At 61.4% G+C, this 20,060-nt stretch carries 20 protein-coding genes and 1 pseudogene; 8 read left to right on the forward strand and 13 right to left on the reverse strand.

Going from position 1 to position 20,060, the window contains the following annotated elements; all coding sequences use genetic code 11:
- Positions 1–63: 63 nt before the first annotated feature.
- From AC0SZ7_RS13575 to rplM, 5 genes are all read right to left on the reverse strand, one after another.
- Positions 64–843 carry a cytochrome c1 gene (locus AC0SZ7_RS13575; protein ID WP_475504895.1) on the reverse strand — a complete coding sequence of 260 codons (780 nt, stop codon included), beginning with the start codon at positions 841–843 and terminating at the stop codon, positions 64–66.
- Positions 843–2,054 carry a cytochrome b gene (locus tag AC0SZ7_RS13580; RefSeq protein ID WP_475504896.1) on the reverse strand — a complete coding sequence of 404 codons (1,212 nt, stop codon included), beginning with the start codon at positions 2,052–2,054 and terminating at the stop codon, positions 843–845. The genes AC0SZ7_RS13575 and AC0SZ7_RS13580 overlap by 1 nt, the downstream gene beginning before the upstream one ends.
- Entirely contained in the window at positions 2,054–2,647 is a 594-nt protein-coding gene (gene petA / locus AC0SZ7_RS13585; RefSeq protein WP_027976849.1) for a ubiquinol-cytochrome c reductase iron-sulfur subunit, read from the reverse strand. The genes AC0SZ7_RS13580 and petA overlap by 1 nt, the downstream gene beginning before the upstream one ends.
- 357 nt (positions 2,648–3,004) lie before the next feature.
- Positions 3,005–3,397, reverse strand: a complete 393-nt coding sequence (gene rpsI, locus AC0SZ7_RS13590; RefSeq protein ID WP_027976848.1) for a 30S ribosomal protein S9 — start codon at positions 3,395–3,397, stop codon at positions 3,005–3,007.
- Positions 3,398–3,411: 14 nt separating this feature from the next.
- The gene (gene rplM, locus AC0SZ7_RS13595; RefSeq protein ID WP_007928449.1) at positions 3,412–3,840 is read right to left on the reverse strand and encodes a 50S ribosomal protein L13; all 429 of its coding nucleotides are present in this window, start codon (positions 3,838–3,840) and stop codon (positions 3,412–3,414) included.
- A 249-nt stretch (positions 3,841–4,089) separates the two neighbouring features.
- Here rplM and AC0SZ7_RS13600 point away from each other — a divergent pair, with 249 nt between their 5' ends.
- Both AC0SZ7_RS13600 and AC0SZ7_RS13605 read left to right on the forward strand, forming a co-directional pair.
- Positions 4,090–5,130, forward strand: a complete 1,041-nt coding sequence (locus AC0SZ7_RS13600; protein WP_475504897.1) for an NADP(H)-dependent aldo-keto reductase — start codon at positions 4,090–4,092, stop codon at positions 5,128–5,130.
- A 345-nt stretch (positions 5,131–5,475) separates the two neighbouring features.
- Complete coding sequence (locus AC0SZ7_RS13605) at positions 5,476–6,372, forward strand: GlxA family transcriptional regulator (RefSeq protein ID WP_475505085.1); 897 nt, start codon at positions 5,476–5,478, stop codon at positions 6,370–6,372.
- Between the two features lie 78 nt (positions 6,373–6,450).
- Here the strand turns inward: AC0SZ7_RS13605 and zapE are convergent.
- From zapE to AC0SZ7_RS13620, 3 genes and pseudogenes are all read right to left on the reverse strand, one after another.
- A pseudogene (gene zapE, locus AC0SZ7_RS13610) lies at positions 6,451–7,542 on the reverse strand (cell division protein ZapE); the annotation flags it as partial.
- A gap of 85 nt (positions 7,543–7,627) precedes the next feature.
- A complete protein-coding gene (locus AC0SZ7_RS13615; RefSeq protein WP_475504898.1) occupies positions 7,628–8,977 on the reverse strand; it encodes a tryptophan--tRNA ligase in 1,350 nt (449 codons plus the stop codon).
- Positions 8,978–9,001: 24 nt separating this feature from the next.
- On the reverse strand, positions 9,002–9,637 hold the full coding sequence (locus AC0SZ7_RS13620) for an alpha/beta hydrolase (RefSeq protein ID WP_475504899.1): 636 nt from the start codon (positions 9,635–9,637) through the stop codon (positions 9,002–9,004).
- Between the two features lie 138 nt (positions 9,638–9,775).
- On the opposite strand from AC0SZ7_RS13620, the gene AC0SZ7_RS13625 reads away from it, so the two are divergent.
- From AC0SZ7_RS13625 to AC0SZ7_RS13640, 4 genes are all read left to right on the forward strand, one after another.
- Positions 9,776–10,210 (forward strand): Z-ring associated ZapG family protein, encoded by a 435-nt coding sequence (locus AC0SZ7_RS13625; protein ID WP_475504900.1) that lies wholly within the window; start codon positions 9,776–9,778, stop codon positions 10,208–10,210.
- Positions 10,211–10,311: 101 nt separating this feature from the next.
- Positions 10,312–10,701 carry a hypothetical protein gene (locus AC0SZ7_RS13630; RefSeq protein ID WP_475504901.1) on the forward strand — a complete coding sequence of 130 codons (390 nt, stop codon included), beginning with the start codon at positions 10,312–10,314 and terminating at the stop codon, positions 10,699–10,701.
- Between the two features lie 56 nt (positions 10,702–10,757).
- Positions 10,758–11,057 (forward strand): bacteriocin immunity protein, encoded by a 300-nt coding sequence (locus AC0SZ7_RS13635; RefSeq protein WP_475504902.1) that lies wholly within the window; start codon positions 10,758–10,760, stop codon positions 11,055–11,057.
- A gap of 5 nt (positions 11,058–11,062) precedes the next feature.
- Positions 11,063–11,332 (forward strand): hypothetical protein, encoded by a 270-nt coding sequence (locus tag AC0SZ7_RS13640; protein ID WP_475504903.1) that lies wholly within the window; start codon positions 11,063–11,065, stop codon positions 11,330–11,332.
- A 237-nt stretch (positions 11,333–11,569) separates the two neighbouring features.
- Here the strand turns inward: AC0SZ7_RS13640 and cysN are convergent, their stop codons facing one another.
- The 3 genes from cysN to AC0SZ7_RS13655 form a co-directional block, all read right to left on the reverse strand.
- Complete coding sequence (gene cysN / locus AC0SZ7_RS13645) at positions 11,570–13,471, reverse strand: sulfate adenylyltransferase subunit CysN (protein ID WP_475504904.1); 1,902 nt, start codon at positions 13,469–13,471, stop codon at positions 11,570–11,572.
- A 14-nt stretch (positions 13,472–13,485) separates the two neighbouring features.
- Positions 13,486–14,403 carry a sulfate adenylyltransferase subunit CysD gene (gene cysD, locus AC0SZ7_RS13650; protein ID WP_008365348.1) on the reverse strand — a complete coding sequence of 306 codons (918 nt, stop codon included), beginning with the start codon at positions 14,401–14,403 and terminating at the stop codon, positions 13,486–13,488.
- A 145-nt stretch (positions 14,404–14,548) separates the two neighbouring features.
- Complete coding sequence (locus AC0SZ7_RS13655) at positions 14,549–15,307, reverse strand: Nif3-like dinuclear metal center hexameric protein (RefSeq protein WP_475504905.1); 759 nt, start codon at positions 15,305–15,307, stop codon at positions 14,549–14,551.
- Between the two features lie 115 nt (positions 15,308–15,422).
- On the opposite strand from AC0SZ7_RS13655, the gene algW reads away from it, so the two are divergent.
- Both algW and AC0SZ7_RS13665 read left to right on the forward strand, forming a co-directional pair.
- Positions 15,423–16,586: a Do family serine endopeptidase AlgW gene (gene algW / locus AC0SZ7_RS13660; RefSeq protein ID WP_475504906.1), complete on the forward strand. Its 1,164-nt coding sequence runs from the start codon at positions 15,423–15,425 to the stop codon at positions 16,584–16,586.
- 124 nt (positions 16,587–16,710) lie between these two features.
- Positions 16,711–17,526, forward strand: coding sequence for a carbohydrate binding domain-containing protein (locus AC0SZ7_RS13665; protein ID WP_475504907.1), 816 nt, complete (start codon positions 16,711–16,713; stop codon positions 17,524–17,526).
- A gap of 126 nt (positions 17,527–17,652) precedes the next feature.
- On the opposite strand, the gene hisC is transcribed toward AC0SZ7_RS13665, so the two are convergent.
- Positions 17,653–18,696 carry a histidinol-phosphate transaminase gene (hisC, locus tag AC0SZ7_RS13670; protein WP_475504908.1) on the reverse strand — a complete coding sequence of 348 codons (1,044 nt, stop codon included), beginning with the start codon at positions 18,694–18,696 and terminating at the stop codon, positions 17,653–17,655.
- Positions 18,697–18,699: 3 nt separating this feature from the next.
- Positions 18,700–20,028, reverse strand: coding sequence for a histidinol dehydrogenase (gene hisD, locus AC0SZ7_RS13675; protein WP_475504909.1), 1,329 nt, complete (start codon positions 20,026–20,028; stop codon positions 18,700–18,702).
- Positions 20,029–20,060: the final 32 nt, after the last annotated feature.

Genomic DNA, 20,060 nt, shown 5'->3' on the forward strand with positions numbered 1-20,060 from the left:
GGTTCGCCGTGCAACGGAGTCGCCGAGGGGCGCGCGCATTTAACAGCAGATCTTACCGCATATTCAATGAACGTCTTTCCAGTATTCACGTTTGAGCAGGTAAGCAAAGATGAACAGAACCGCCAGGTACAGCAGCACGTAGGTGCCGATGCGTTCAGCCTGCAGCTTGTTGGGGTTGGCCGAGTACGCCAGGAAGGTCACCAGGTTCTTGATCTTCTCGTCGAACTGCTCAGGCGAAAGGCTGCCGGTCTTGGGCAACAGCGTTAGCTGGTCGCAGGCTTCGTGGGTCAGCGGCGAGCCGGTCAGGGGGTCGTATTGCTTCTTGCCGTCAGTGACCACCTGCACCTGCTTGCAGCCGATCACCTGGCGCCCCTGGAGGCCGCCCAGCACGTTGGGCATGCCGACGTTGGGGAACACGACGTTGTTGACGCCCCAAGGCCGCGCAGGGTCCTCATAGAACGACCGCAGGTAGCCGTAGAGCCAGTCGGTGCCGCGCACCCGCGCCACCAGCGTCAGGTCCGGCGGCGCTGCGCCGAACCAGGCCTTGGCGTCGGCAGGCTGCATGCCGATGCTCATGTGGTCGCCGATCTTGGCGCCGGTGAACACCAGCTTCTGCAACATCAGGTCATGGGGGATGCCCAGGTCGTCGGCCACCCGCTCGTAGCGCTGGAACTTGGCGCTGTGGCAACCCATGCAGTAGTTGGCGAAGGTACGCGCGCCGTCCTGCATGGCGGGCTTGTCGGCCAGGTCGATATCGACCTTTTCCAGCTCCGGGCCACCTTCGGCAGCCAGGGTCAACGCGGGCAGCAACGCAAGAATGAATACCGCTAATAATTTTTTCATCAGCCAGTCACCCTTTCCGGTACCGGTTTGGTCTTCTCGAAGCGGGTGTAGAACGGCATCAGGATGAAGTAGGCGAAATACAGCACCGTGCACACCTGGGACACCAACGTTCGTTCAGGTGTAGGCGGCAACACGCCCAGATAGCCCAGGGTGACGAACGATATGCAGAACAGCGTCAGCGCGATTCGGCTGACCCAGCCCTTGTAGCGCATGGACTTGACCGGGCTGCGGTCCAGCCACGGCAGCACGAACAGCACGGCGATCGCAGCGCCCATGGACATCACCCCCAGCAGCTTGTCGGGCACCGCCCGCAAGATGGCGTAGAACGGCGTGAAGTACCACACCGGCGCGATATGCTCGGGCGTCTTGAAGGCGTTGGCCTGCTCGAAGTTGGGTTTTTCCAGGAAATAGCCGCCCATCTCCGGGAAGAAGAACACGATGGAGCAGAACACGAACAGGAACACCACCACGCCGACTATGTCCTTCACCGTGTAGTACGGGTGGAAGGCAATGCCGTCCAGCGGTATGCCGTTTTCGTCCTTGAGCTTCTTGATCTCGATGCCGTCGGGGTTGTTCGAGCCCACCTCGTGCAGCGCCAGGATATGCAGCACCACCAGGCCCAGAATCACGATGGGCAAGGCGATTACATGCAGGGCGAAGAAACGGTTCAGGGTGATGCCGGAAATCAGGTAGTCACCGCGAATCCACTGGGTCAGGTCGTTGCCGATCACTGGAATGGCGCCGAACAGCGAGATAATCACCTGCGCACCCCAGTACGACATCTGCCCCCACGGCAGCAAATAGCCCATGAACGCCTCGGCCATCAACGCCAGGTAGATCAGCATGCCGAAGATCCACACCAGCTCCCGCGGCTTCTTGTAGGAGCCATACAGCAGCCCGCGGAACATGTGCAGGTAGACCACGATGAAGAACGCCGAGGCGCCGGTGGAATGCAGGTAGCGCAGGATCCAGCCGTAGGACACGTCGCGCATGATGTACTCGACCGAGGCGAACGCCTCTTCCGCCGAGGGCGTGAAGCTCATGGTCAGCCACACGCCGGTGATGATCTGGTTGACCAGCACCAGCAGCGCCAGCGAGCCGAAGAAATAGAAGAAGTTGAAGTTTTTCGGGGCGTAATATTTGGTGAGGTGCTCTTCCCACATTTTTGTCGCGGGGAAGCGGGCATCCACCCAGGCCATGAACTTGCTCATCACGCTTTCTCCTGATCGACGCCGATGACAATCACATCGTCCGACTCGTACGAGTGCGGCGGCACCGCCAGGTTGAGCGGCGCGGGCTGGGACTTGTAGACGCGACCGGCGAGGTCGTAGTGGGAACCGTGGCAAGGGCAGAAATAGCCCCCCACCCAATCCTTGCCCAGGTCGGCCGGGGCCACCTCGGGGCGGAAAGTCGGTGAGCACCCCAGGTGCGTGCAGATGCCGATCAGAATCAGGACTTGTGGCTTGATGGAGCGCAATTTGGGGTCGACGTAGGCAGGCTGGGTCGAATTCTTCGACTCGGGGTCGGAGAGGCGGTCTTCGATCTTGCCCAGGTTGGCGAGGATCTCGTCGGTGCGGCGCACCACGAACACCGGCTGGCCACGCCATTCGGCGATCACCTGCTGGCCGGGCTCCACCTTGCTGATGTTGAACTTGACCGGAGCCCCCGCCGCCTTGGCCTTGGCACTGGGGAACCAGGACCCCACGAACGGGACCGCAGCCCCTACCGCTCCTGCTGCGCCGACCACGGACGTGGCCGCTACGAGGAAGCGACGCCGGCCTGCATTCACGCCGTCATTGCTCATTCAGTCCTCTCCCATCAGCTTGGTGGCCTGTTGCAACAGGCATCTACATTGTTGGTTCCATCCCGCCAGGCACGGTCAGCCTGAAAATCTGCCGAATGGTAGTTAAAAGCCCATACAAGAACAAGGGAAATACCTGCGGCAAACGACTGCACCCCTGCCCGTTGCGGCATGCGCAGGTGCAGCAAGCCGCTGCACAAAAACTTCGCACCCCGCGCTATTCATCGTAGCCGTCAATTCCCGTGGCAGCGGCCCCAAGGCCGCGTCACGGGTTTTCCGTCACCGTAGTCTAGTCGACATAAAAAAAGCCCGGTTCCAAAGGAACCGGGCTTTTTTTGAACGGAGTCGCGAAGCTTTGAATTAACGCTTCGAGTACTGCGGACGCTTACGCGCTTTACGCAGACCGACTTTCTTACGTTCAACTTCACGAGCGTCACGAGTCACGTAGCCAGCTTTACGCAGGGCGCTACGCAGGGTCTCGTCGTATTGCATCAGAGCACGGGTGATACCGTGACGGATTGCACCGGCTTGACCGCTGACACCACCACCGATAACGGTGACGTAGATGTCGAACTTCTCGGTGGTCTCGGTCAGTTCCAGCGGCTGACGAACTACCATGCGGGCAGTTTCACGGCCGAAGAAAGTGTCCAGAGAACGGTTGTTGATGGAGATGTTACCGGTACCCGGACGCAGGAAAACGCGTGCGGTAGCGGTCTTGCGACGGCCAGTGCCGTAATTTTGAGTCGCCGACATAATGAACTATTCCGTTAAATCTTCAGTTCTTGGGGCTGCTGAGCAGTATGAGGGTGAGCAGCGCCCGCATAGACTTTCAGCTTACGGTACATGTCGCGACCCAGCGGGTTCTTAGGCAGCATGCCTTTGACCGCGGTCTCGATCACGCGCTCAGGGGCCTTGGCGATCAGCTTTTCAAAGTTGATCGACTTGATGCCGCCCGGGAAACCGGAGTGGGAGTAGTACATTTTGTCAGTGGTTTTTGCGCCAGTGACACGAACCTGCTCGGCGTTGATGACGACGATGTAGTCGCCGGTGTCAACGTGAGGGGTGTATTCTGGTTTGTGCTTGCCACGCAGACGGCTCGCGATCTCAGTAGCCAGACGACCCAGGGTCTGACCAGCAGCATCAACGACGAACCAGTCGCGTTTTACTGTTTCCGGTTTAGCAGTAAAAGTTTTCATTCTTTATAGCCTCGAAGGCCGTCCAGCAAAAAGAGACGGCAGATCTTACTGAATAGTGCGTACTTTGACAAGTCAAAGGCAGCCGGATACAGACGCTATCGGGGGCTCGGGTCAGCGCGTCCAATATACGGCAAGATTCTTCGGCGAGCGGCGCATCACTTCCACTGCAGAGAGAGGGGGCGAATTATCCAGATTGCGAAAAAAATATCAACCTGCTTTTATGATCCTTTTGCCTTGAGGAGTAGCAGGATGGATTACCGTCAACTCGGCCGCACCGACATCAAGGTCAGCGCCCTGGCGCTGGGCACCATGACCTGGGGCGAGCAGAACACCGAGGCAGAGGGCTTCGCGCAGATCGAGCGGGCCAAGAACGCGGGCATCAATTTCATCGACACGGCGGAAATGTACCCCGTGCCCCCTCGTCCGGAAACCTACGCGGCCACCGAACGGGTCATCGGCAATTACTTCCACAGCCGCGGCGACCGCGCCGATTGGGTGCTGGCCAGCAAGATCGCCGGCCCCGGCAACGGCATCGCGCACATCCGCGACGGCCAGCTGCGCCACAACCGCGAGCACATCGTGCAGGCACTGGACGCCAGCCTGGCGCGCCTCAAGACCGACTGGATCGATGTGTACCAGCTGCACTGGCCCGAGCGCAGCACCAATTTCTTCGGCAAGCTGGGCTACCAGCACACCCAGGACGACCTGATCACGCCGCTGGAAGACACCCTGGAAGCGCTGGACGAGCAGGTGAAAGCCGGCAAGATCCGCCATATCGGCCTGTCCAACGAAACGCCGTGGGGCACCATGAAGTTCCTGCAGCTGGCCGAGAGCCGCGGCTGGCCGCGCGCGGTGTCGATCCAGAACCCCTACAACCTGCTCAACCGCAGCTTCGAAGTGGGCCTGGCGGAAATTGCCATTCGCGAACAGTGCGGCCTGCTGGCGTATTCGCCCATGGCCTTCGGCATGCTGTCGGGCAAGTTCGAGAACGGCGCCAAGCCGGCCAACGCCCGCCTCACCCTGTTCAGCCGCTTCAGCCGCTATTCCAACCCGCAAAGCGTGGCCGCCTGCAGCCGCTACGTGGCCCTGGCCCGCGAGCACGGCCTGGACCCGGCGCAAATGGCCCTGGCGTTCGTCACCCAGCAGCCGTTCGTGACCAGCAACATCATCGGCGCCACCTCGCTTGAGCAACTGGACGCCAACATCGCCAGCTTCGACCTGAAGCTGAGTGACGAAGTACTGGAAGGCATCGAGGCCATCCACAAGGATCAGCCCAACCCGGCGCCGTGATGGCCCTGACGCGGCCTGCGGCCGCTGCTACGAAGCCTGTAGCAGCGGCCAAAGGCCGCGCCCCGCCACGCACCCATCAAGCACCTTGCCCTCCCTAGGAATCGTCCTACACCTCTCGCTGCGCAATCCATGGTAGATACCTGATACCAAGCGCGGCGGCATGTATCGGCACTGGACACAAACGCCAAAAAATAAGACGATCCAGCCGCTTATTGACCACTATCCCTTATAAGAATAATGAACATGATGTTTACCCCGAATACCCCGTCCCTGCGGCGCGTGAGCATTCTGGCCATCGACAAGGTGTTCGCCTCGACGCTGATGCATGCCAAGGATTTTTTCCACCTGGCCAGCCTGCGCCACGGCAAACAGATGGGCCAGGGCCTGACGTCCCTTTTCGAAACCCGCCTGATCAGCCCCGACGGCCAGCCGGTGGTGACCTTCAGCGGCGTGCAGGTGCCCGTCGACGGCACCCTGGAAGACGCCGACATTATCGTGCTACCAGCCTTCTGGGATGATTTCGACGCCATGTGCCTGCGCTACCCGCAGGTACTGCCCTGGCTGCGCGCCCAGCATGCCCGTGGCGCGGTGTTGTGCGGCGAGGCCAGCGGCGTGTTCTGGCTGGCCGAGGCCGGCCTGCTGGACGGCAAGGAGGCCACCACCTACTGGCGCTTCTTCGGCCAGTTCGCCGAGCGCTTCCCGCAGGTGATCCTCAACCAGGACAAGCACCTCACCGACGCCGACAACCTGTACTGCGCCGCCGGCACCACCTCCGCCTGCGACCTGTACATTTACCTGATCGAGCGTTTCTGTGGCGCCAGCGTGGCCCAGGCCGTGTCGCGCGACATTCTCTACGAGGTGCAGCGCAACTACACGCCGGGGCGCATGGGCTTTGGCGGGCAGAAGCTGCACCAGGACCTGATCATTCTGCAGATCCAGCAGTGGCTGGAGGAACACTTCGCCGACAAGTTCCGCTTCGAGGACGTGGCCCGCGAACATGGCATGAGCATCCGCAATTTCATGCGCAGGTTCCAGAACGCCACCGGCGACAAGCCACTGCACTACCTGCAGCGGCTACGCATCGAAACGGCGAAAGGCTTGCTGTCGGGCTCGCGCAAGAGCATCAAGACCATCAGCTATGAGGTGGGCTACGACGACGCGAGCTTCTTCGCGCGCCTGTTCCGCCAGCACACGGCGTTGTCGCCGAACCAGTACCGGCAGCAGTTCCTGCAAGAAGCCTGATGTATGTGGGAGCTGGCTTGCCAGCGAGCTGTTGAGGGCCCTCAAAGCTCGCTGGCAAGCCCGCTCCCCCACGGGTCGGGGCTTGTGCGCGCGCGACAGGAATTCGTGCGACTGCATTTCCAGCAGGCGGCTCAGCGTCCGCTGGAATTCGAACATCAGGCGGCCGCCGGTGTACAGATCCTTCAGCTCGACTTCGGCCGAGATGATCAGCTTCACGTTGCGGTCGTAGAATTCGTCAACCATGTTGATGAAGCGCCGGGCGATGTCATCGGTAGCCACGCCCATCTGCTCCACGCCGCTGAGCAGCACGGCATGGAAAATCTTGCCCAGTTCGATGTAGTCGTTCTGGCTGCGCGGGCCGTCGCACAGTTCGCGGAAGTCGAACCAGGCCACGTCGTCGCAGGTCTTGAGCGCGCGAATCTCGCGGTTCTCGATCATCAGCACGTCGTTTTCCACCGCCGCCGTGCATTCCGGGGTCAGCGCCTTGAAGCTCTTGCGCAGGCTTTCCGCGGCCGCTTCGTTCAGCGGGTAGTGGAACAGTTCGGCCTGCTCCAGGTGGCGCAGGCGATAGTCCACGCCGCTGTCGACGTTGACGATCTCGGTGTTCTGCTTGATCAGGGCAATGGCCGGCAGGAAGCGCGCGCGCTGCAGGCCGTCCTTGTACAGGCCATCGGGCACGATGTTGGACGTGGCCACCAGGGTCACGCCGTTCTTGAACAGTTCTTCCATCAGCGTGCCGAGGATCATGGCGTCGGTGATGTCGGAAACGAAGAATTCGTCGAAGCAGATGACCCGTGCTTCGTCGGAGAAACGCTTGGCGATCACCGTCAGCGGGTTTTTCTCACCCTTGAGGGTGCGCATCTCTTCGTGCACGCGCTTCATGAAGCGGTGGAAGTGGGTGCGCACCTTCTCCTTGAACGGCAATGCCTCGAAGAAGGTGTCCACCAGGTAGGTCTTGCCCCGCCCTACGCCGCCCCAGAAGTACAGGCCCTTGACCAGCGTCGGCTCTTTCTTGCCGAACAGCTTGCCCAGCAGGCCTGGCTTGCTGTCATGCGCCGCGACCAGGTCGTCGTACAGACGCTGAAGGTGACGCACCGCGGTTTCCTGCGCAGCATCATGGAAGAACTCGGGGCGTTTGAGGTCAGCTTGATATCGTTCTAGAGGCGTCATATTCGTTAGCAGGGCAACAAAAACGGGTCGTCACTGTAACGACGACCCTGGGTTATGGCAATTAGACTTGCGACAGTTGGTCGCATTAGTCCTGTTGGGGCTGCAAGGCCAGGCGCAGAGCCTCTACCGCCGCATCGCGAGCCGCAGTGTCGGCGAATTCGGGGCTGTCGCCCACGCAAGCGTCATCCAGCCACAAGGTGAAGCCATTACCCTGGCTGCGCACGTCCAGTGCAGCGCCGCTCTGCAGCTGTTTGCTGACCTGGCCGGCGGCCTTGCCGTCGGCGAAGTTGCGCGACAGCAGCAATTGCTCGCCATCGGCAGCCAACAGGCGGAAGCGGAAGCTGCCGTCGTCTTCACGGAAGCTGACGAAACGCGCAGTCTTGGCGGCTTTCTTCTTGGTAGCAGCGGCGACCGGGCCCTGTTCGCGGAACGAGCGCAGGCCAACGGCTTCGCGCAGCTCGCCGAGGAACGGCGTGGCGACCTGGCGGGCCTTGGCGGCGCCAGCCAGCAGGATGTCTTCCAGGTCGGCCGGGCGGGCGATGAACTGGTGGTATTTCTCGCGCGCTTCGCCCAGCTCGCCGTCCAGCAGGGTGAACAGGCGGTTCTTGGCTTCGCCCCAGCCCAGGCCCTGCAGCAGCTCTTCGCGGAACTCGGCTTGCTGCGCCGGGGTGGCGAAGGCCTGGTACAGGGTGAACAGGTGGGAGTTGTCCGGGTCTTTCGCCTCGCCCGGGGCACGGGAGTCGGTGACGATGCGCGAAATGGCGTCCTTCATTTCCTTGGCGCTGCTGAACAACGGGATGGTGTTGTCGTAGCTCTTCGACATCTTGCGCCCGTCCAGGCCTGGCAAGGTGGCCACGCTTTCCTCGATCAGCGCCTCGGGCATCACGAAGAACTCGCGCCCCTGGCCGAACAGGTGGTTGAAGCGCTGGCCAATGTCACGGGCCATTTCCACGTGCTGGATCTGGTCGCGGCCGACCGGCACCTGGTGGGCGTTGAACATCAGGATGTCGGCCGCCATCAGCACCGGGTAGCTGAACAGGCCCATGGTGATGCCGGCGTCCGGGTCTTCGCCGGCTTCCACGTTCTTGTCCACCGACGCCTTGTAGGCGTGCGCGCGGTTGAGCAGGCCCTTGCCGGCCACGCAGGTCAGCAGCCAGGTCAGCTCGGGGATCTCCGGGATATCGGACTGGCGGTAGAACGTCACGCGGTCCACGTCCAGGCCACCGGCCAGCCAGGTGGCGGCGATTTCCAGGCGCGAGCGCTGGATGCGCTGCGGGTCATCGCACTTGATCAGCGCGTGGTAGTCGGCCAGGAAATAGAACGAGTCGAAGTCGGCCTGGCGGCTGGCGACGATGGCCGGGCGGATGGCACCGGCGTAGTTGCCCAGGTGGGGCGTGCCAGTGGTGGTGATACCGGTCAGGATACGAGTGGTCATGGGCTAATTCTTGTCTGTCTGCAATCAGTTCGAAAGGCGTGGCAGGACCAGATCTTTCAGGTCGGTCAGCTTGCCATGAAAAAAGTGTCCGCATTCTGCCACTTTCAGCAGCTCGTGGGGACGTTGCAGCGCTTCAGACCAGGCATACACCAGCGCCGGGTCCACCACTTCGTCGGTTTCAGGCTGTATCACGGTCAGCGTGCCGCCCAGCGGCAGGCTATGCTCAGGGCCCAGGCGCATCACCGCGGGCGCCACCATGAACAGGCGCTGCACGCTCTGCCCCGCCGCTTCCAGGCGGCCACCCAGGCTTGCGGCAACGAAACCGCCGAACGAGAAGCCCAACAGCGTCAGCGGCAGCTCGGGGTGCTGGCTGCGCAGCCAGGCGGCGGCGGCCTGGGCGTCATCGATTTCACCGTTGCCCATGTCGTGGCTGCCGGCGCTGGCGCCCACGCCACGGTAATTGAAACGCAACGTAACAAAGCCTGCGTCACGGGCGGTGCGCTGCAGGGTCGAGATGACCTTGTTGAGCATGGTGCCACCCTGCACCGGGTTGGGGTGGCAGATCAGCGCAATGCCGCGCGCGTCGGGGGTGTCCAGGTACAGCGCCTCGAGCTGGCCCTGCGGGCCATCGATGAAAACGGGGGTTTCGCGGATCAGCAAGGGTACACTCCGTGACCTCGAAAGGGGTCGACTCGTCTAGTCGAAGGATTCTGTCTGAAATATTTGCGATTGCTCGCGGTATACAGCGCAGGTTAGAGCCGTTAACGTAAAGCAAAGCCGTTTATAGAGGAAGGACTCGTGGAACACTCGCTCTTAGTTTGGTTGTTGCCGACAATCGCCCTCGTCGTGGGTGTCGTGATTGGCCTGGTTATCGCCCGCCTCGTGCCCAATGCCGCTCCCAGCAGCACTCAGCGCCAGCTGGACGAGATTCAGGAACGCTTCGACAGCTACCAGAATGACGTGGTCACCCACTTCAACACAACGGCTTCGCTGGTCAAGAAAATGACCCAGAGCTATCAGGAAGTGCAGGAGCATCTCGCCGAGGGCGCCAACCAGCTGGCCCTGGACGAACTGACCCGCCAACGCCTGCTGGCGGCCCTGCACGCTGAAAGTGCCGGCCCCCGCGAACGCCTCACCCCACCGCGCGACGCCGAGCCGCCCCGCGACTACGCGCCCAAGGCGCCTAACTCGCCAGGCATGCTGGACGAGCAGTACGGGCTCAAGCGCAAGTAAGCGCCCGTGTTATTGAAAAAAGGAGCCTGATGGCTCCTTTTTTTATGGCCAAAAAATGATTACTACATAAACAAGAGACAGCCCCGGCACACGGAATTGCCATGGCTAAAAGACTGGCTCTCGGAAGTCTCCCACACCAAATCTGGACGCAGCTGACAGAAATCTCGCCCCTGCAAACTCATGATGAGCCTGCAGCCCAGGAGACCTGTATGACTCGAAAGCCACCGCCCTTTGAGAAAATATTCAGAATCGAAACAACCGAAGACATCATAAAGCTTCTGGCAACACTCAAGAATGCGCCCGACCTCCCTCGAATGGATCGCTTGTTTTCCCGCCGCGGTTGGCCAAACACATCGAGCTATGAATTGATCCTGACCTATCAGCGCTTACTCGACACCGGCGTGATCCAACTGGTCACACCCCAAGGAAAGATAGGCAAAGGCCCACACTGGACAGAACCCGCATTCCTGGCTGACCGCCGTTACGAATAATAGCGCCTGGCTCCACTTAGCTGAGCAACGCCGCCTGTCAGCAGCGGCTAAGCGCGATGCCTAACGCAGGGGACACCCGCTTGCGAAGACTTGACCAACACCTTCTGAAAAACACTCTTTCAGACTACACCGAAGCAGAATTTCTAGAGTTGCTGAGATTCATCTTTCGGGAAAACCAGGCGCCTACGGATGCTCTTTTAGACACTCTCCTCATCCATTACCGACAGGTCGTAGAGCACCCGAGCGGAACGGATCTGATCTATTACCCTGAAACCGGAGACTGTACGCCTGAATCGTTGCTTGATGAGTTGAAAGCCTGGCTTGCCATTAACAAAAAACCCGGGTTCAGGATATAACCACAATGCTCAACATCGATGAACTATTCAAAAATGAACCGACAGAAGACATCATAAAGATGCTGGCAACCTTAAAAAATGCGCCAGGCTACCCTCAGATGGATCGGCTATTTTCCAGCCACGGATGGCCCAACACCTCCAGTTACGAACTGATGCTGACCTATCAGCACCTGCTCGACACTGGGGTAATCCAAACAGAAACTCCTCTAGGAAAGATGAGAAAAGGCCCACATTGGACAGAACCTGTATTCATGACTGACAAGCGCTACGGCTAGAAACGCTGTCAGCCTTAAATTTCCGGCTCTCAGCTTGCCTTAGGCGTTCCTGGGGTTTATCGCGATTTTCTCTTTGATGGTGGGCAAGGGCGCGTGATGTGGTTTACCTGCCGTACCGCGGCGTTTGGGACGCGGCCTGGGGCCGCTGCTACGGGTTAGCCGGCGGTAACGCGAACAGTATCCATGAAAAAGCCCGCGGCTCTTGCGAGGCGCGGGCTTTTTCTACAGTGCTGTTGCTTAGATGGCGCCGCGCGAACGCAGCAGCTCCAGCACCTGCTTCACGCCTTCTTCCAGCGAAACGCTCTGGGTGTCGACGATCAGGTCGGCGTTCAATGGCACATCGTACGGGAAGGACTCACCCGGGATGTTGTCGCCATCGGCAGCGTACAGGCCTTGCGGGTCACGCTCCCGGCACACCTGTGGCGATGCCTGCACGTAGACGGTCAGCAGGCGATCGGCGCCGATCAGCGCCTTGGCCTGTTCGCGGCCTTCGGCATCCGGGGCGACGAAGGCGGCCAGGGTCAGCAGGCCGGCTTCGTTGAACTGGCGCGCCACGTGGGCGGCACGACGCCAGTTCTCGGTACGCCCGGCGCGGTCCTGCGGCAGGCCCTTGTTCAGGTCGTGACGCAGGTTCTGGCCGTCCAGCACGTAGACCGCGCGGCCCATGTCGAACAGCTTGCGCTCCACGGCGTAGGCCAGGGTGCTCTTGCCAGCGCCCGACAGGCCGCTGAACAGCACGGTGGCCGGTTGCTGGCCGAAGCGCAGGGCGCGCTCTTCGGTGGCAACGTGAGCCAGCTTGCCGTGGTGGCCAGCCGCGCCGTGCGGTACCACTGGCGGGGCGATGATCATGCCGGCGCCAACGGTGCCGTTGGTCAGGCGGTCGATGACAATGAACGCACCGGTGGTGCGGTTGCTGTCATAGCCGTCCAGTGCGATGGAGCTGTCCAGCGCAACCTTCACGCGGCCGATCTCGTTCAGGGCCAGCGCGCTGCCCGGGCCTTCGGCCAGGGTGTTGACGTCGACCTTGTGGACGATGCTGGCAATGCTGCCCGGCACGTAGCTGGTGGCACGCTTGATGTCGTATTTCTTGCCCGGCAGCATCGGCTCTTCAGCCATCCACACCAGCATGGCGTCGAAGCTGTCGGTCACGGTTGGCACGTTGTCGGCGTGTACCAGCAGGTCGCCACGGGAGATGTCGATCTCGTCTTCCATGGTCAGGGTCACGGCCTGGCCTGGGCCGGCCTGCTCCAGTTCACCTTCGAAGGTGACGATCGACTTGACCCGGCTGCTCTTGCCCGACGGCAGCACCACGACTTCGTCGCCCTTGTGCACGATGCCGCTGGCCAGGGTGCCGGCGAAGCCACGGAAGTTCAGGTTCGGACGGTTGACGTACTGCACCGGGAAGCGCAGGTCGGTCAGGTTGCGGTCGCCCGAGACTTCCACGGTTTCGAGAATTTCCATCAGCGACTGGCCGGTGTACCACGGCGAACGCTCGCTGCGGTTCACCACGTTGTCGCCCTTGAGGGCCGACATCGGCACGAAGTGCAGGCTGCTCGGCTTCAGGGCGATACCTTCGGCGAACTTCAGGTAATCAGCCTTGATTTCCTCGAACACGCCTTCGTCGAAGCCCTTCAGGTCCATCTTGTTGATGGCAACCACGATGTGCTTGATGCCCAGCAGCGAAGCAATGTAGCTGTGGCGACGGGTCTGGGTCTGCACGCCGTAGCGGGCGTCGACCAGGATGATCGCCAGGTCACAGGTGGAGGCACCGGTGGCCATGTTGCGGGTGTACTGCTCGTGGCCCGGGGTATCGGCGATGATGAACTTGCGCTTGGCAGTCGAGAAGTAGCGGTAGGCCACGTCGATGGTGATGCCTTGCTCGCGCTCGGCCTGCAGGCCGTCCACCAGCAGCGCCAGGTCGATGTCGTCACCGGTGGTGCCGACTTTCTTCGAGTCACGGGTAATGGCTTCCAGGTGATCTTCGTAGATCATCTTGGAGTCGTGCAGCAGGCGCCCGATCAGGGTGCTCTTGCCGTCGTCGACGTTGCCACAGGTCAGGAAGCGCAGCAGTTCCTTGCGCTCGTGCTGGCCCAGGTAGGCGAGGATGTCCTCGCTGATCAAATCGGATTGATGCGACATGGTTCGACCCTAACTTAGAAATAGCCCTGACGTTTCTTGTCTTCCATCGAACCGGCGCCATCGTGGTCGATGACCCGGCCCTGGCGCTCGGAAGTTCGCGTCAGGAGCATTTCCTGAATGATGTCGGTCAGGCTCTCGGCCTCCGACTCCACCGCGCCCGTCAACGGGTAGCAGCCAAGGGTACGGAAACGCACTTTCTTCTTGACGATCTGCGCCTTCTCTTCCTCGCTGAGGTGCTCAAGGATGCGATCGTCGTCGATCATGATCAAGGTGCCGTTCTTCTCGATCACTTCGCGCTCGGCGGCGAAGTACAGCGGCACGATCGGGATACCTTCCAGGTAGATGTACTGCCAGATATCCAGCTCGGTCCAGTTCGACAGGGGGAACACGCGAATGGATTCGCCCTTGTTGACCTTGCCGTTGTACACGTTCCACAGCTCGGGGCGCTGGTTCTTCGGGTCCCAGCGGTGCTTGCTGTCACGGAACGAGTAGACACGCTCCTTGGCACGCGACTTCTCTTCGTCGCGACGCGCGCCACCGAAGGCGGCGTCGAAGCCGTACTTGTCCAGCGCCTGCTTGAGGCCCTGGGTCTTCATGATGTCGGTGTGCTTGGAGCTGCCGTGGGTGAAGGGGTTGATGCCCTGCGCCACGCCTTCGGGGTTCACGTGCACCAGCAGGTCCAGGCCCAGCTCTTCAACCATGCGGTCGCGGAACTTGTACATCTCCTGGAACTTCCACTGGGTGTCCACGTGCATCACGGGGAACGGCAGCTTGCCGGGGAAGAACGCCTTGCGTGCCAGGTGCAGCATCACGGCGGAGTCTTTGCCGATGGAATAGAGCATCACCGGGTTATCGAACTCGGCGGCCACCTCACGGATGATGTGGATGCTCTCCGCCTCCAACTGTTTCAAATGCGTCAGTTTGTCGACCATGGCTACTCACGGGGATTACATTCGTTATGGACGGCCTGCGGGCCGTGTTCGAGCCGCCCACTCTAGCACAGCGGCCTCTTCTATCTAATTGGGTGGTTAGAACGAAGCAGTATAAGAATATGCCTGGGAGTTTGGGCCCTTCCCCTCAAATAGGATTCGGGATGTCGATGAAAATGTGCTCCAGCGCAAAGCGCCTTGCCAGGTAGTCGCCCAGCGCCTGCACGCCGTAGCGCTCGGTGGCGTGGTGGCCGGCGGCGATGAAGCTCACGTCGTTTTCGCGCGCGCTGTGGAAGGTCTGCTCGCTGGCTTCACCGCTGATGAACAGGTCGACGCCGGCAGCGATGGCCTGGTCGATGTAGCCCTGGCCGCCCCCGGTGCACCAGCCGACGCGGCGGATCATGTCGCTGCCTTCGATGACCAGCGGCTCGCGGCCCATGACTTCCTGCACCCGACGGGCGAAGTCGCGGGCAGTCATGGGCTCGGCCAACGAGCCCACCAGCCCCACTACGCGGGCGTTGTCGGGGTCCAGCGGGCCTTCCACGGTAATGTCCAGCTGGCGAGCCAGCTGCACGTTGTTGCCCACCTCGGGGTGCAGGTCCAGCGGCAGGTGGTAGGCCAGCAGGCTGATGTCGTGCTTGAGCAGGGTTTTCAGCCGGCGCTGCTTCATGCCCACCACGCAAGGGTTCTCGCCCTTCCAGAAGTAGCCATGGTGCACCAGCACCAGGTCGGCCTGGGCTTCCACCGCCGCATCCAGCAGAGCCTGGCTGGCGGTGACGCCGCTGACGATGCGCATCACCTGCGGGCGCCCCTCAACCTGCAGGCCATTGGGGCAGTAATCCTGGATTTTCGCGCTGTTGAGGTAACGGTCGGCCTCTTCCACCAGGGTGCTCAGGGCAACAGCCATAAAAGACTCCTAAATAGCAGTTCAGAGCGGCTAAACCACTCGTATAATGGCGCCCATTATGAGCCACCCACACGGGTTTGGCTCACGCTCCGTGCAAACTCCCAGGATCCGTTAAATGTTCAAGGCACTGCGTTATTTTGGCTGGCCGCTGCTGACTGGTTTACTCATCGCATTGCTGATCATCCAGCGCTTCCCGCAACTGGTCGGGTTGCCGAGCCAGGACGTCAACCTGCAGCAAGTGGCCCAGACCTCCTCAAGCGTGGTCCAGGGCCCGGTCACCTACGCCGACGCCGTGGTGCTGGCGGCGCCGGCGGTGGTCAACCTGTACACCACCAAGGTGGTCAACAAGACCAACCACCCACTGTTCGAAGACCCGCAGTTCCGCCGTTTCTTTGGTGACAACCTGCCCAAGCAGAAGCGCATGGAGTCGAGCCTGGGTTCGGGCGTGATCATGAGCCCCGAAGGCTACCTGTTGACCAACAACCATGTGGTCACCGGCGCCGACCAGATCGTGGTAGCCCTTAAAGATGGCCGCGAGACTCTGGCCCACGTCATCGGCAGCGACCCGGAGACCGACCTGGCGGTGCTGAAGATCGACCTCAAGAACCTGCCGTCGATCACCATCGGCCGCTCCGACAACATCCGTATCGGCGACGTGGCCCTGGCCATCGGCAACCCGTTCGGCGTCGGCCAGACCGTGACCATGGGCATCATCAGCGCCACCGGCCGCAACCAGCTGGGCCTGAACACCTATGAAGACTTCATCCAGACCGACGCCGCCATCAACCCGGGCAACTCCGGCGGCGCGCTGGTGGACGCCAACGGCAACCTGACCGGTATCAACACCGCCATCTTCTCCAAGTCCGGCGGCTCGCAGGGCATCGGCTTCGCCATCCCGATCAAGTTGGCATTGGAGGTGATGAAGTCGATCATCGAGCATGGCCAGGTGATTCGCGGCTGGCTGGGCATTGAAGTACAGCCGTTGACCCAGGAACTGGCTGACTCCTTCGGCCTGAAAGACCGCCCGGGCATCGTCGTCGCCGGCATCTTCCGCGACGGCCCGGCGCAGAAAGCCGGCCTGCAGCTGGGTGATGTGATCCTGAGCATCGACGACCAACCTGCCGGTGACGGGCGCAAGTCGATGAACCAGGTGGCGCGCACCAAGCCGAACGACAAGATCGCCATCCAGATCATGCGCAACGGCAAGGAAATGAAGCTTACCGCCGAAGTAGGCCTGCGGCCGCCGCCAGCGCCGAGCGCCACTGAAGAAGTGCAGTAACGAAAAAGCCCGCGAAAGCGGGCCTTTTGTTTGATGGCATTTGGCCAACTGATAGTTCTAACAGTAGCCCCGTGTAGATACTCTGCCCATGCTCTCCAGACAAGACAAATCTGGAGCAATAAATATGTCCATTCAGCATCCAACGCAAGATCAGTCGACGACTTCCAGCGAACAGTTCGAAATCGACAACCTGATCAAAAATAGTGCTTTCGAAGGCACATTTACTCACTGGGTGGTCGACAACCGCGGCAACCCCGAGAATTGCAAAGCCTTGGCGAACGCTGCCGAATTGGCCAACGGCGGAAATATCACCCAAACGGTACAGGCCGAGCGAGCAACCCCGTACACCCTTCGCTTCACAGGAGCAGGCCCCGCCTGGGGAGCGGGCGTCGCGCATGTACTGGAAGACGGGGTGGTTACGCAAACTATCCACGTGGAGTCAAACGGAACAAAACGTAGCTTCGTCACGCGTGAAAACACTTCCGAAACCAAGGTCCGCTTTACAGGGAATGACACCAACCCGTTTTTTGTCCTGAACATTTCCCTTGTAAAAGATGTGCCGGACCCGGATGAAGTCATCAAGAATGGTGACTTTGATTTTGGCGCGGAAAACTGGGAAACCAGGGGCAACGTCGCCATTTATGATGGCCGTTGCGAACTACGAGGCGGCGGCGCTTTCGCTTATCAACCCATTACGGGGCTGACCCCTGGAGCCACCTACAGGATCACCTGCGCCGCCAACGACCTTCCATCGTTCGTGTATGGCTACGTGTTCCTTCAACTGGCGGCTGGCCGCGTTGAGGCAATCAAAGTGGTAGCCGGTACACAAGACTACACCTACGAGTTCCAGGTATCGGACGCGACCTTGACCCTTGAGTTGGAGGGTATCAATGTAGCGTACGACAAGATCTCCATGAAGCGGATCAGCGTGGCTCGCTAGAAGTGAGAAAGGCCCAGCAAAAAGCCCGCGAAAGCGGGCTTTTTCATGGTGTGGCCGCACGCGGCCTTCGGCAGCCGCTACGCAACCTCCGTAGCAGCGGCCAAAGGCCGCGTCAGGGCTGCCCCGTTACAGCGCGTCCAGCAGCGCCTGGTTCTGCGCAGGTGTGCCGATGCTGATGCGCAGGAACTGGGCAATGCGCTGCTGCTTGAAGTGGCGCACGATCACGCCCTTCTCGCGCACCTTGGCGGCGATGGCTGCGGCGTCCTGCTGTGGGTGGCGGGCGAAGATGAAGTTCGCCGCCGACGGCAGCACTTCGAAACCGCGCTGTTCCAGTTCAGCCACCAGCTTCTCGCGGCTGTCGATCACCAGCTTGCAGGTGTGCTCGAAGTACTCGCGGTCCTTGAACGACGCTGCGCCACCGACGATGGCCAGGCGGTCCAGCGGGTAGGAGTTGAAGCTGTTCTTGACCCGCTCCAGCGCCTCGATCAGGTCCGGGTGGCCGACTGCCAGGCCCACGCGCAGGCCGGCCAGGGAGCGCGACTTGGACAGGGTCTGGGTCACCAGCAGGTTCGGGTAGCGGTTGACCAGGCTGATGGCCGTCTCGCCACCGAAGTCGATGTAGGCCTCATCGACCACCACCACCGAATCCGGGCTGTTCTTCACCAGTTGCTCGACCGCGTCCAGCGCCAGCAGGCAGCCGGTAGGCGCGTTGGGGTTGGGGAAGATGATGCCGCCGTTGGGGCGTGCATAGTCTTCGACGCGGATCTGGAACTGCGCGTCCAGCGCCACCTGTTCGAAGGCGATGCCGTAGAGGCCGCAGTAAACCGGGTAGAAGCTGTAGCTGATGTCCGGGAACAGCAGCGGCTGCTCGTGCTGGAACAGGCCGTGGAAAATGTGCGCCAGCACCTCGTCCGAGCCGTTGCCCAGGAACACCTGGTTGGGCTGCACGCCGTAGAACTCGCACACCGCCTGCTTGAGCAGGTCGCTGTTTGGGTCTGGGTACAGGCGCAAGCTGTCGCCCAGTTCGGCGCGCATGGCTTCGACCGCCTTCGGCGACGGGCCGTAGGGGTTTTCGTTGGTGTTGAGTTTCACCAGGTTGGCGACCTTGGGCTGCTCGCCCGGCACGTAGGGCACCAATTCCTTGACGAAGGAACTCCAGAATTTGCTCATGTCTCAGTTCCCCTGCTTGTCGTCGGCGAGAATGCGGTATTCGGCGCTGCGGGCGTGGGCGCTCAGCGACTCGCCGCGGGCCAGGATCGAAGCGGTCTTGCCCAGCTCGGAGGCACCCTGCTGCGAGCAGAAGATGATCGACGAGCGTTTCTGGAAGTCATACACGCCCAGCGGCGAGGAGAACCGCGCGGTGCCCGAGGTAGGCAGCACGTGGTTGGGGCCGGCGCAGTAGTCGCCCAGCGCCTCGCTGGTGTGACGGCCCATGAAGATGGCACCGGCGTGGCGAATTTTCGGCAACCAGGCCTGCGGGTCGGCGACCGACAGCTCCAGGTGCTCCGGGGCAATGCGGTTGGCCACTTCGATGGCCTGCTCCATATCGGCCACCTTGATCAGCGCGCCACGGCCGTTGATCGAGGTCTTGATGATTTCCGCACGGTCCATGGTCGGCAGCAGCTTGTCGATGCTGGCGGCCACCTTGTCGAGGAATTCGGCGTCCGGGCTGACCAGAATCGACTGCGCATCTTCATCGTGCTCGGCCTGGGAGAACAGGTCCATGGCGATCCAGTCCGGGTCGGTCTGGCCGTCGCACACCACCAGGATTTCCGAAGGGCCGGCAATCATGTCGATGCCTACCTGGCCAAACACGTGACGCTTGGCGGTGGCCACGTAGATATTGCCCGGGCCTACCACCTTGTCCACCTGCGGCACGCTTTCGGTGCCATAGGCCAGCGCGGCCACGGCCTGGGCGCCACCGATGGTGAACACACGGTCGACGCCGGCGATGCAGGCGGCGGCCAGCACCAGTTCGTTCACTTCACCACGCGGGGTGGGCACCACCATGACCACTTCGGTCACGCCGGCCACCTTGGCGGGAATGGCATTCATCAGCACCGAAGATGGGTAAGACGCCTTGCCGCCAGGCACGTACAGGCCGGCGCGGTCCAGCGGGGTGACCTTCTGGCCCAGCACGGTGCCGTCGGCCTCGGTGTAGCTCCAGGAATCCTGTTTCTGCTTTTCGTGGTAACTGCGCACGCGGGCGGCCGCGGTTTCCAGCGCCTGGCGCTGCTCGGGGGTGATGCGCGTCAGGGCCAGCTCCAGGCGCTCGCGCCCCAGGATCAAGTCGGCCATGGAGGCCACTTGCAGGCCGTCAAAGCGCTGGGTGAATTCCACCAGCGCCGCATCGCCACGCTCGCGCACGGCCTTGATGATATCGAGCACGCGCTGGTTGACCGAGTCGTCGGACACGCTTTCCCAGCTCAGCAGATGATCCAGATGGCGCGCGAAGTCCGGATCAGTGGCGTCGAGTCGGCGGATTGCAGTGGACGTGGTCATAGCGGGCCTCAATAGTTGGCGAATGCTGAAAA

The sequence above is a fragment of the Pseudomonas sp. JC1203 genome, assembly GCF_056175065.1.